We start from the raw sequence: 12016 nt of genomic DNA on the forward strand, positions 1-12016 counted from the left end.
CAAACGTCATGGCCACACGTCATGAGTTGAAGGTCATGACGTGTGGATCAGGACATGATCCTGAACCGCGCGATTTCAGCAGGCGAATTCGACGGGGAATCGGATGGCGGCGGAATCTTTATGGATATCGTTACAAATTCCTTACGAAATGCCGCCGCATTATCACTCTGTTAAGGACGTTCGGGTTTTTATGCAGGCTTGACCAAATGGGCGGGAGACTGACGTGACGGGCTTGCCGGGCAAGCGCGGGGCGGAACGTTCTCCCTCCGATATTTTACCTATGCATCGCGCCGCAAAAGCTGGCCGTAAGACCTGGAGAGTGCCCATGCCCGCCGTCGTTCGTGGAGGCAGACGACAAGCCGCCCCGGCCGCACCGAAATCGGCAGGCAAGGCGGCACCGCGCAGCCCGGGCAAGCGGTCGGCCGGACGCAAGGCCGCGCAGGCGGGTAAGCCCAGCGTCATAGGCGCGGTTCATATGCCGAACGAACTGACGGGCTGGCTGGCCGTTGCCGTTATCGTCGGCTTGCTGAGCGTCGTCTTGGCCACCGGACATCGCGCTGAGGCCCTCGGTCACGCGGTTACCGACTTTGCCGACAGCCGCATGGCGGCACTGGGTCTGCGCCTGCAAAAGATTTCGCTGGTCGGTGTCAGTCCGGAAGCCATGCCCGACGTCAAACGCGCGCTCAAGTTCGAGAAGGATCAGCCCTTCGCCCTCATGAATCTCGCGACTGTCCAAAAGGACATCGAGGCCGTGGGCTGGGTGAAGTCGGCAACCGTTCGCCGCCAGTTTCCCGGTGTGCTCATCATCGATGTCGTTGAGCGTCCGCGCCTGGCCGTCTGGCAGTATCAGGGCAAGAACACCGTCATCGACGATCAGGGCAATATCATCCCCGAAGCCATATCGACGCGCTTCCCCAATCTGCCGTATGTGGTGGGAGAGGGGGCCAACGAAGCCGCGCCCGACATCATCGAGCTGATGCGCCAGCGTCCGGCCCTGATGCAGAAGACCTATGCCTTGCAACGGGTCGACACGCGCCGCTGGAATATCCTGCTCAAGAATACGGCGGTTATCAAGCTGCCGGCCCTGAACCAGGAACAGGCTCTGGGGAAACTCGACGCTCTTATGGCCCAGCAACGCGTGCTGGACCAGGGTTTCGCCTCCATCGACCTGCTCGACCCCGACGCGTTGGTGGTGGTCCCGATCGAAGCCCACCCCAAGCCGCCCGCCGCCTGATCCGAAAACCGTCCCGCAGTTAAAACAACTGGCAACAAGCAGAATCTCTCAGACCTACAGCCCATGTCCCGATTTGAAGACCGCCAAGCTGCCAAACACTTTTCCGCCACCCATGTGCAGACAAAGGGTGCGCGTCCTGCTGCCGGTGAAACCCCGGCCCGCCCGCCCGCAGCGTCTGGGCTGATTGCCTCGCTCGACCTCGGTGCGTCAAAAATCGGCTGCTTCATCATGCGTCCGGATGGCGCGCGTCAGGCGGACCAGTCGATCCGCGTGGCCGGTGTCGGCTATGTCCAGTCAAAAGGTATCCGCGCCGGTTCGGTGATCGACATGGAGGCCGCATCTCAGGCCATCGCCCAGGCGGTCGAACGCGCCGAAGCCATGGCCAATGTCTCGATCCAGGGCGTGCGTGTCACCATTCCCGGCGCGCAGACCGCATCGCACAAGGTATCGGCCCAGGTCTCGCTCGGCCTGAAACCTATTTCCGATCTCGATCTCAACCGTGCGATTGCGTCCGCCCTGGCTCAGGTCCGTTTTCCCAACCGCCGCGCCATCCACCTGCTGCCGGTGTCGTGGAGCGTGGACGATCAGCCGGGCGTGCGCGATCCGCGCAACCTGACCGGTCGCGCCCTCGGTCTTGAACTGCTTGTCGTCACCATCGACGAAAACGTCTTCAACAATATTATCCAGTGCGTTTCGCTGGCGCACCTCGAAGTCCAGGCCATCGTCTGCGCGCCGCTGGCCGCTGCCGTCGCGGCTCTGGAAGAGGACGAAAAGGAACTGGGCTGCATCTGCATCGACATGGGGGCGTCATCGACGACCGCCGCCATTTTCGCCAACGGCACATTGGTGCACGTCGATTGCCTGAATGTTGGTGGCGCCCACGTGACCGCCGATATCGCGCGCGGCCTGTCGACCACCCTGGCCGGTGCCGAGCGTATCAAGACGCTGCATGGGTCGGCCATCGCTTCCGCCAATGAAGACCGCGAAACCGTTGAAGCCCCGCCGCGCGGTGATGATCGCGGTGGCGCGCCGATCACCGTGCCGCGCTCCATTCTAAAGGGCATCATTGCCCCGCGCGTCGAGGAAACCTTTGAGCTTCTGCGTGAAAAGATCAAGGCGTCCGGCGTCCAGATCGAACCGGGAGCGGGCATCGTTCTGACCGGCGGCGCATCGCAGCTGGCGGGCGTGCGTGAGCTGGCCATCCGCGTCTTTGACCGCCCGTGCCGTCTGGGTAAGCCGATGCGCGTGCCGCATCTGGGCGACGCCGCCGCCGGCCCGTCCTTCGCCGCCACCGCCGGCGTTATCTTGCGCACCCTCTATGGGCCGCGCGATGTCGTGCCGGTCAAGAAGATCATGGCGGCCAAGATTGGGCCAAAAGACGCTCCTTCTGGGGGCACCGGAAACATCATTGCCCGCGTCGTCGATTGGTTAAAGACCAACCTCTGATCGCCACCGCTGAACTGAATCAACCGAGCCCGGCATCCCTCAGGTGTGCCGGGCTCGGTTGCGTTTGAATACCCATAAGCGTTAACAGTGTACCGGGCGCAACAGGTCAAATTAACCTTCCCGAAACCTTTGCTCACTCGATAAGGGAAAAAGACAACCTCAGTGACTCCTTCCTGACTCAATGTCCTGGTAAAAAGTCACACTTTGGTAATCTCTGTTAAAAAATCTTACTAAAACAGCTTCATTTTTATCCGACTCAAGTTAACGGGTAACCAATCGTTAAGTATATTGGTTGTCTCATGGTCTCCCGAGCATCTGGGGTCCGATAGCGTTAATCGCATCCCCTGAAGGGAGAGATTGTGAAAGGTTGGCAAGATAACATGGCAATTCATCTTTCTGCGCCTCGCGCGACTGAACTGAAGCCGCGTATCGTTGTATTTGGTGTCGGTGGTGCCGGGGGCAACGCCGTAAATAACATGATCGAAGCCGGCCTTGAGGGCGTGGAATTCGTCGTTGCAAATACCGATGCGCAGCAACTCCAGTTTTCACGCACGGACGCCCGCATCCAGCTGGGTGTCGGCATTACGCAAGGCCTGGGCGCTGGCGCCCATCCTGAAGTCGGCATGACTGCGGCCGAAGAATCGAATGATGTGATCTCCGAGCACCTCGAAGGCGCTCACATGGTGTTCATCACCGCTGGCATGGGCGGCGGCACCGGCACCGGCGCGGCCCCGATCATCGCCAAATGCGCGCGTGAGCGTGGCATTCTGACGGTTGGTGTTGTCACCAAGCCCTTCACCTTCGAAGGCCGCCACCGCATGCGCTTGGCCGACGCGGGCATCTCCGAACTGCAACGCTATGTCGATACCCTGATCGTCATTCCGAACCAGAATCTATTCCGCATCGCCAACGAACGCACAACCTTTGCCGAAGCCTTCGGCATGGCCGACCAGGTCCTTCACGCCGGTGTGCGTTCCATCACCGACCTGATGGTTCTGCCTGGCCTGATCAACCTCGATTTCGCCGACGTCCGTTCGGTCATGTCCGACATGGGCAAGGCGATGATGGGCACGGGCGAAGCTTCGGGCGAAGACCGCGCGCTGCTGGCGGCTCAAAACGCCATCCAGAACCCGCTGCTCGACGAAACCTCGCTCAAGGGCGCCAAGGCTGTTCTGGTCAATGTGACCGGCGGTCTTGATATGACCCTCCACGAAGTCGACGAAGCGGCCAATGCCATTTCGTCGGAAGTCGATCCGGAAGCCAATATCATCTTCGGCGCCGCCTTCGATCCGAACCTGGAAGGCAAGCTGCGCGTTTCAGTGGTCGCCACCGGTATGGACGGCGTGGCCCTCCAAACGCCGCTGGCTACACCGGCCCGCACAGCGGCACCAGCGCCGACCTTTGGCCTGGGGTATGGCTCGCGCAATGATGCGCCTGCTGCACCCGCTCCGGCCCCGGTACACACACCTGTCGCTGCCGCACCTGTCACCCATCATGCAACGCCCGCGCCGCAACCGGCACCCGCACCCGCGCGGTCCAGCCTGTTCAACGACGCACCGGCTGCTCCGTCTCCGGTGGCTCAGGCGCCTGCTCCGGCGGCGGAAGAACCGCGCATCGTTGCCCGGATCGTTGATCCGTCGGTCGCGGACGAAGATTTCGCCTTGCCCAGCCCGGCGACCGTTGCGCCACAACCGGCTCCGGCCCGCCCGGCCGTGACCCCGCAAATCCAGCGTCCGTCGCCCTACGCCCATACGGCGGCCCCGCGCCCCAGCCAACCGGCACCGGCTCCGCGCCTGAACACCGAAGATGAGGGACGCGAATCCTTCTGGCGTGGCCTGTTCCCGCAGCGTAGCGCTGCGCCGGCGCCTGCCGCTCCGGTGGCTCCGGCCCAGCCCCAAGTCGACGAAGCCGACCGCTATACGCCGGGCGCGGCCTCATCGGCCGGCAAATCGAGCCTCAACCCGGCCGCCCGTGCCGAAGTTCAGCCATCGATGGAAGCCGAGGACGACCTTGAGATCCCGTCTTTCTTAAGGCGCCTCGCTAACTGATCCGGGGCCTGAGGGTTTCGGCTCCGTTGAGATCAGACCGGTCTTAGGGCGCTCAACTAAATTCTAAGCAAATGGAAATCCAGGTCCGCCCCGCGGGCCTGGATTTTTCATATGATATTCCTATATCCTGGCCCAAACCCACCGGGTGATTTTTACAGCAAAATGATGTTAAATCCCTGTTAAGCAAGGCGTTACAAACGGAAATACAAGTTCGTTTGTTATCCTGGCCCCGAAATGAGATGTTTAATGCGGGCCAGAAGCCCGCTTTTTTATTGCACGCTGGGGCGGCAAGTAGGTGAGCGTTATGTTACCTGATCAGAACGAACAGACCTTGGCCCACGCGGCCATCATTGCCGGCCTTGGCCTGCATACCGGCGTGCCCGTGCGCATGCTTGTCCGTCCGGCGCCTGCGGGTACCGGCGTAGTCTTCGTTCGCGGCGACATCAAGGATCGCGACAACAAGGTCGCCGCCATCGCCACCAATGTCACCCAAACGCGCCTGGGCACCGTCATCACCAACGCCGCCGGCGTCTCGGTCTCCACGATCGAACACGTCATGGCCGCCTTTGCTGCGCTCAGCATTGACAATGTCTATGTCGAACTGGACGGTCCCGAAGTGCCGATCATGGACGGTTCGGCCCTTCCGTTCGTCCAACTGCTCGATCAGGCCGGTTTCCGTTGCCAGGCGACGCCGCAGTGCGCCATTGAAATCCTTAAGCCGATCGAAGTCGTCGAAGACGACAAGCGCGCCTCGCTTGTGCCCGCCGATCAGTTCGAAGTCCGTTTCGAAATCGATTTCCCCGGCACGCCGATTGGTCATCAGGTCTGCGATCTGGCCATTACCGAGCAGTCGTTCCGTGAAGAACTGGCGGCGGCCCGGACTTTTGGTTTCCTGGATGGCGTCGAAGCCCTGCGCAAGGCCGGTCTGGCGCGCGGCGGTTCGCTCGACAACGCCATCGTCATCGACGGCGATGTGATCCTCAACGAAGGTGGCTTGCGCTTCACCGACGAATTCGTCCGTCACAAGGCGCTGGACGCTATCGGCGATCTGTACGTTCTGGGCATGCCGATTGTTGGCAGGTTTGAAGGAATCCGTGCCGGTCACGGCCTTAATAATGCCCTTGTTCGTGAATTACTGTCCCGCCCGGATGCCTACCGCATCGTCACGCGTGGCGCTGCCCTGGCCGATGTTGGCTAAGGGTTAATTCTCCGGTTGGCGCGCGCCGTGCGCTCGTGTAGATGTATCCCCAAGAGAGATTCAAGAGGCGGCGTGGCCGCTGAGAAGAGGGTTTTTACGTGAGCGTTGTGGGGCTTCTGAAGAAATCGGCCATCGTTCTTTTGCTGGCCAGCGCATCCGTCGCGGGACTTTCCGGGTGTGCGAACAAGAACAAGCAGCAGCACCTCGTTTACGAAGAACGGCCGGTGGAGCTTCTGTACCAGACCGGTATGGAAAGCCTGGACCAGAAATCCTGGACCGACGCCGTGACCTACTTCGAAGAAGTTCAGCGTCAGCACCCCTATTCGGAATGGTCGCGCCGCGCCATCGTCATGATCATCTACGCCCAGTATCAGGCCGATCATTATGTTGAAGCGACGGCCGCCGCTGATCAGTTCATCAAGCTGTATCCGGGCTCCGACCTGACGCCCTACGCCTATTACATGAAGGCGATCTGCTCGTTCGAGCAAATCGTCGATGTCGGCCGCGATCAGGCCTACACGGACAGTGCCCGCGGTCTGCTGACCGACGTCGTCCGCCGTTATCCGAACAGCGAATACGCCAAGGATGCGCGCGTCAAGCTCGACATGGTTCAGGACCAGTTGGCAGGTAAGGAAATGGATGTCGGTCGCTGGTATCTTAACGACAACCAGCCCCTGGCCGCCATCGGCCGTTTCAAGACGGTCGCCAGCGATTACCAGACGACCAGCCACACCCCGGAAGCGCTCTATCGTCTGGTCGAAGCCAATGAGATGATGGGCCTGCACGAAGAAGCGACGCGGGATGCCGCCGTGCTTGGCTACAACTATCCGGGTGACCGCTGGTATGCGCGCGCCTACAAGCTGATGAAGGAAAAGGGCGAAAAGCCGGCGATTGCGCCTGATCCGAACGGCAAGAAGGGCCCCGAAGCGCCCGATACGAAAAAGAAGAAGAGCTGGCTTAGCTTCATGAAATTCAGCTAAAGCGAGCTTGTTCGCGAAACGTTCTTGGCGAAGTGCCGAAAATGAGGTTTAATGGGGGCGGCTGCCGATGAATCGGCGGTCGCCCTTTGGTTTGGTGCGATATGCTGACACGCCTGACGATTTGCGATGTGGTTCTGGTCGATCGCCTGGAGCTGGATATCCAGCCGGGCCTAAGCGTCCTGACGGGTGAAACCGGCGCCGGTAAATCCATCCTGCTCGATAGCCTAGGCCTCGCGACTGGCGCGCGTGCCGATACCGGTCTGATTCGCGCTGGTGCACCACAGGCCTCAGTGACGGCGGAATTCGAGATCGCCGTCGAGCATCCGCTTTATGACTTTCTGGAAGACAAGGGCCTGGCTCTGGAACCGGGCGAAGCGCTTATGCTGCGCCGCGTCGTCAGCCGTGACGGGCGTTCGAAAGCTTTCGTCAATGATCAGCCCGTCAGCGTCGCCGTGCTCAAAGCCATGGGCGATACCCTGCTGGAAGTGCATGGCCAGCATGAAACGGTCGGCCTTCTCGATGCGCGCTCACATCTGGGCATGCTGGACGCCTATGGCCGCAATGCTGACGATCTGGCGCGCGTGTCGGATAGCTGGAAGGCGCTCAAGGCCATACGCGACGAGCATCGCGACCTAATCAAGCGGGCCAGCGCCGACAAGGCGGAACTCGAGACCCTGACCCTGCGCCTCCAGGAACTGGATCGCCTCAATCCGCAGCATGACGAAGAAGCCGCGCTGGCGTCGGAACGGGCGCTTCTGGGGGCCGGTGAGCGGGCGCTGGAAGACATTACCGAGGCGCGTAACGCGGTTGGCGGGGACCAGTTGTCGCAACGGCTGGTCAAGGCCTTCCGCTCGCTCGATCACGCCCGCACGCGTGCCATGCAGGCGGGTGCGACGGGCGATGATGAGGTTCTCAAACGCTTAAGCGCCGCCGCCGATGCCCTCGACCGCACCCTGATCGCTGCCGACGAAGCCCTGGCGCTTATGGACCAGGCCGCCGACAGCCTGGATGTCGAACCCGGCCAGCTGGATCGCGTCGAAGAACGCCTGTTCGCCATCCGCGCCATGGCGCGCAAGCTGGGCGTACTGGTCGAAGACCTGCCTAAGGAACGCATTCGCATTGCCGCGTCCTTGAACCAGATCGAAGATCTGGACGCGCATCTCGGCCGTCTGACCATCGCCATGCACGCCGCCCAGAAAACCTTCTATGCCGCCGTCGAAGCCCTGCGGGCGCGGCGTATCCAGGCGGGCGAGGCGCTCGCCACCGCCGTCATGAACGAACTGGCGCCGCTGAAGCTCGACAAGGCGCGTTTCCGTGTCGCCGTAACGGCGCTGGAACCGGAACGCTATGGCGCGACCGGCGGCGATACGGTGGAATTCGAGGTCAAGACCAATCCCGGCGCCGATTGGGGCGGCCTTGGTGTCATCGCCTCTGGCGGCGAACTGGCGCGCTTTGCCCTGGCGCTGAAAGCCGCACTGGCGTCGCGTGGCGAAGACGCCGACACGCCAGACGTGTCACGGCCGGTCATGATTTTTGATGAAGTCGATCAAGGCGTTGGCGGCGCGGTCGCCGATGCGGTCGGCCTGCGTCTCAAACGTCTGGCGACTCATTCCCAGGTCATCGTGGTGACGCACTCGCCCCAGGTCGCGGCGCGCGGCGATCAGCACCTCAAGGTGTCGAAGGCGGAGCATAATGATACGGTGCGGTCTACCGTGACGCGCCTTGATCCCGACGCGGCGCTGGAAGAACTGGCGCGCATGTTGTCGGGCGCTGAAATCACTCCCGAAGCCCGCGCGGCGGCGATTAGACTTAAGGCGGCGGAAGTTGTATAATGGCGTCAGGGCCAAGGAGGTCCTGACGCGATGTCGATTGTTCGCCGCATTGTCTTTTTCATACTTCAGTTCGCAATCGTTACGGCGCTAATTACAGGTCTTTGCGCTGGCGTGACCCTGCATACCTTTGGCTGGCAGTATCACCAGACGGCGGAATTTGCCGAAAAGCTCCACACCTATTTCAAGTTCGGCCTGGCGGTGGCCGTGCTCTATTGCCTGGTTCTGGTCTGCTATGGCCTGACGCGCAAAAGCCTTGAAGGGCCGGATGACGCGACATGGATTAATCCTGACAATATCTGAGATTTGTGGCAGGTAGGATCGGCAAAAAGAGGCCCCTATGACGATCGATGATGCCCGCGCCGCCCACACCGAACTGGCAGCGCAGATCCAGTACCACCGCGAACTCTATTATAATCAGGAAACCCCGGAGCTGACCGACGCGGAATACGACGCGCTGGAAGCCCAGTTGCGGGCGCTTGAGGCTGAATTTCCGGAGCTAAAGACGCCGGACAGCCCGACTCAGACGGTCGGCGGCCTGGTGTCCGCCAAGTTTTCGCCGGTCGAACACGGCGTTCCCATGCTGTCGCTCGACAACGCCTTCGCCGCCGAAGACGTGACGGACTTCGAAGACCGTATCCGCCGATTTTTGCGTTTGCCGGAGACGGAGGTCGTGGCTTTCGCCGCCGAACCCAAGATCGACGGCGTCTCGTGCAGCCTCTTGTACGTCAAGGGTGAACTGGTCCGCGCCGCGACGCGGGGCGATGGCCGTACGGGTGAGGACATCACTGAAAATGCCCGCACCATAGCCGACATCCCGCATCGTCTGAGCGGCACCGGTTTCCCGGATCGCATAGAGGTGCGCGGTGAGGTTTACATGCCGCTCAAGGCATTCGCCGACATGAACGCCAAGGCGCTGGCCGAGGGCAGCAAGGTCTTTGCCAATCCGCGCAATTCGGCTTCCGGGGCGCTTCGGCAACTGGATGCCGCTGTTACGGCGTCACGGCCTCTGCATTTTTTCGCCTATGCCTGGGGCGAGGTCAGCAACGATCAGTTCGTCGCGACCCAATCGGAGGCCCTGGCGAAGTTCCGCGATTGGGGGTTCCAGGTCAATCCGAATTCGCAGCGGGTCGAAGGCGCCAAAGGCCTGCTCGATGTCTACGACCATATCGGCCGTGAACGCTCCAGCCTGGGCTACGATATCGACGGCGTGGTCTACAAGGTTGACCGCCTCGACTGGCAACGCCGCCTGGGGTTCGTATCGCGCTCGCCGCGCTGGGCCATCGCGCATAAATTTCCGGCGCAGCAGGCGCTGACGCGTCTGACCGCCGTCGATATCCAGGTGGGCCGCATGGGGACACTGACGCCCGTGGCGCGGCTGGAACCGATCAATGTCGGTGGTGTGGTGGTGACAAATGTCACCTTGCATAATGCCGACGAAATCGCGCGCAAGGATATCCATATCGGTGATATGGTCCGCATTCAGCGCGCCGGCGACGTCATCCCGCAAATCGTCGCGGTCGAACTGACGGAGCGCCCCGCCGATGCCGTGCCGTACCGCTTCCCGACGGTGTGCCCATGCCCGTTGAAAACCGAAGTGGTGCGCGAAAGCAATGCCAAGGGCGAGGAGGGGGTCGCCCGCAAATGCTCCGGCGATCAGGCCTGTCCCCATCAGCGCGTCGAATATCTTAAATATGTCGTGTCGCGCCGGGTGCTTGATATCGAAGGCCTGGGCGAGAAGCAACTGACGCGCTTCTACGAAGAAGGCCTGATCAAGGAGCCGGCCGATATCTTTACCCTGGAAGCGCGCGATACGGCCTCGCTGACCAAGCTCAAGAACCGGGAGGGCATGGGCGATCTCAGCGTGAAGAACCTGTTTGCCGCCATCGAAAGCCGCCGCGACCTGCCGCTGGACCGCTTTATCGCGGCGTTGGGCATCAAGCATGTCGGCGAAACCACGGCCCGCCTGCTGGCGCGCGCCTATGGCACGGAGCGGCATTTTCATGAGGTGATGGTGGCGGCGGCCAAAGGCGACGAAGCGGCGCGCGACGGCATTTCGCATCAAGACCAGATCGGCCCGGTCGTCGCCAACGCTTTGATCAGCTATTTCGCCCACCCCTATCAGCGCGGGATCTATGAACGCCTGCTGGAACAGGTGCGCGTGCGCGATGCCGAAGCGGTGGCGGGCGACCATGCCGTAAGCGGCAAGACGGTCGTCTTCACCGGCTCGCTGGAAAAATTTACGCGCGACGAAGCCAAGGCCCAGGCCGAACGGCTGGGGGCCAAGGTGGCCGGATCGGTGTCGGCCAAGACGGACTATGTCGTGGCCGGGCCTGGCGCGGGCTCGAAGCTTAAAAAAGCCGCGGAACTGGGCGTCGCGGTTTTGACCGAGGACGAATGGCTGGCGATGATCGGCTGATCTCGCCTATGCAGCGGATCGGGTTGCGACGATCAGCAGGCTTTGGCCGAACAGGCCTGTCTTTTCGACGAACAGATTCGGCAGCGGGTAAACCAGGTATCGTTTGGCCCATGTCAGTGCCTGTATCAATACGCGGGACAGGGCGTTGCGCCCCAGTCGCGCCCCCACGCTGCGCCGCCAGCCGAAGCTGATTGCCACGCCGTAGGGCGGTGGAGAACCAATATAGAGGACGTCGAAGCCGGCGTCTTCGAAAGTGCGCCTGAGGGTCTGGGTGGTGAATTGATTGACGTGTTCGGGGAAGATCAACGCCTTGGACCGAGGCCCCAGCCACATCCGCTCCAGGCTGTTGTAGTTCGGAACCCCGACGACGCAGGCTGCATTGTCTTTCAGCCGTGTCCGGGCCAGTTCGAGGAAGGCCTTGGGCTCGGTCAGATGCTCCAGAACATCGAACAGACTGAGAAAACTCAGGCTGTTTTCGGCCATGGCGTTGAGGTCGCCATCCTGCATGGTCACGCCGAACACGCTCTGGGCGGCGGTGCGGGCCCGTGCGCTGATCTCGATGCCAAGGGCGTCGAAGCCGAGCCGTTCCAATGCCTTGACCGTCGTCCCGTTGCCCGCGCCGAAATCCACCGCCTGGCCGTCTGTCAAAAGACGGGGAAACCGCGCCATGAACCGGCCAATGAGGGAGGTTTTGTCGGATACGACGCCTTCGTAATCTGACGGAGTATCCGAGGTGAGATCATATACCGGCGCGCTATTGTAGTAAGCGTTGAGATAGTCGGCGGTGGGGCGCGGCCACAAAAAAACGAATGCGCAGGTGTCGCACCGCCGCGTTTCATGGCCTTCCGGCAATGTGTACAGT

9 protein-coding genes are annotated in these 12016 nt (G+C 61.6%); 8 read left to right on the top strand and 1 reads right to left on the bottom strand.

Annotated elements, in window-relative coordinates:
- Positions 1-325 precede the first annotated feature (325 nt).
- From AEAC466_RS35085 to ligA, 8 genes are all read left to right on the top strand, one after another.
- Positions 326-1234: a cell division protein FtsQ/DivIB gene (locus AEAC466_RS35085; protein ID WP_023458540.1), complete on the top strand. Its 909-nt coding sequence runs from the start codon at positions 326-328 to the stop codon at positions 1232-1234.
- A 63-nt stretch (positions 1235-1297) separates the two neighbouring features.
- Positions 1298-2680: a cell division protein FtsA gene (gene ftsA / locus AEAC466_RS35090; RefSeq protein ID WP_023458541.1), complete on the top strand. Its 1383-nt coding sequence runs from the start codon at positions 1298-1300 to the stop codon at positions 2678-2680.
- Positions 2681-3060: 380 nt separating this feature from the next.
- On the top strand, positions 3061-4728 hold the full coding sequence (gene ftsZ, locus AEAC466_RS35095) for a cell division protein FtsZ (protein ID WP_023458542.1): 1668 nt from the start codon (positions 3061-3063) through the stop codon (positions 4726-4728).
- Between the two features lie 304 nt (positions 4729-5032).
- Entirely contained in the window at positions 5033-5926 is an 894-nt protein-coding gene (gene lpxC / locus AEAC466_RS35100; RefSeq protein ID WP_023458543.1) for a UDP-3-O-acyl-N-acetylglucosamine deacetylase, read from the top strand.
- A gap of 98 nt (positions 5927-6024) precedes the next feature.
- Complete coding sequence (locus AEAC466_RS35105) at positions 6025-6906, top strand: outer membrane protein assembly factor BamD (RefSeq protein WP_031238909.1); 882 nt, start codon at positions 6025-6027, stop codon at positions 6904-6906.
- A 101-nt stretch (positions 6907-7007) separates the two neighbouring features.
- The gene (locus tag AEAC466_RS35110) at positions 7008-8738 is read left to right on the top strand and encodes a DNA repair protein RecN (protein ID WP_023458545.1); all 1731 of its coding nucleotides are present in this window, start codon (positions 7008-7010) and stop codon (positions 8736-8738) included.
- A gap of 30 nt (positions 8739-8768) precedes the next feature.
- Positions 8769-9038: a hypothetical protein gene (locus AEAC466_RS35115; RefSeq protein ID WP_023458546.1), complete on the top strand. Its 270-nt coding sequence runs from the start codon at positions 8769-8771 to the stop codon at positions 9036-9038.
- 37 nt (positions 9039-9075) lie between these two features.
- The gene (gene ligA, locus AEAC466_RS35120) at positions 9076-11154 is read left to right on the top strand and encodes an NAD-dependent DNA ligase LigA (RefSeq protein ID WP_023458547.1); all 2079 of its coding nucleotides are present in this window, start codon (positions 9076-9078) and stop codon (positions 11152-11154) included.
- 6 nt (positions 11155-11160) lie between these two features.
- Here the strand turns inward: ligA and AEAC466_RS35125 are convergent, their stop codons facing one another.
- A complete protein-coding gene (locus AEAC466_RS35125) occupies positions 11161-11955 on the bottom strand; it encodes a class I SAM-dependent methyltransferase (protein ID WP_162148954.1) in 795 nt (264 codons plus the stop codon).
- Positions 11956-12016 lie beyond the last annotated feature (61 nt).

Source organism: Asticcacaulis sp. AC466, from assembly GCF_000495815.1.
Taxonomy (GTDB): domain Bacteria; phylum Pseudomonadota; class Alphaproteobacteria; order Caulobacterales; family Caulobacteraceae; genus Asticcacaulis.

Excerpts from the sequence above, each read along its gene's own strand:
- AEAC466_RS35085 (WP_023458540.1), top strand. The coding sequence starts at position 326 with ATGCCCGCCGTCGTTCGTGGAGGCAGACGACAAGCCGCCCCGGCCGCA.
- ftsA (WP_023458541.1), top strand. The coding sequence starts at position 1,298 with ATGTCCCGATTTGAAGACCGCCAAGCTGCCAAACACTTTTCCGCCACC.
- ftsZ (WP_023458542.1), top strand. The coding sequence starts at position 3,061 with ATGGCAATTCATCTTTCTGCGCCTCGCGCGACTGAACTGAAGCCGCGT.
- lpxC (WP_023458543.1), top strand. The coding sequence starts at position 5,033 with ATGTTACCTGATCAGAACGAACAGACCTTGGCCCACGCGGCCATCATT.
- AEAC466_RS35110 (WP_023458545.1), top strand. The coding sequence starts at position 7,008 with ATGCTGACACGCCTGACGATTTGCGATGTGGTTCTGGTCGATCGCCTG.
- AEAC466_RS35115 (WP_023458546.1), top strand. The coding sequence starts at position 8,769 with ATGTCGATTGTTCGCCGCATTGTCTTTTTCATACTTCAGTTCGCAATC.
- ligA (WP_023458547.1), top strand. The coding sequence starts at position 9,076 with ATGACGATCGATGATGCCCGCGCCGCCCACACCGAACTGGCAGCGCAG.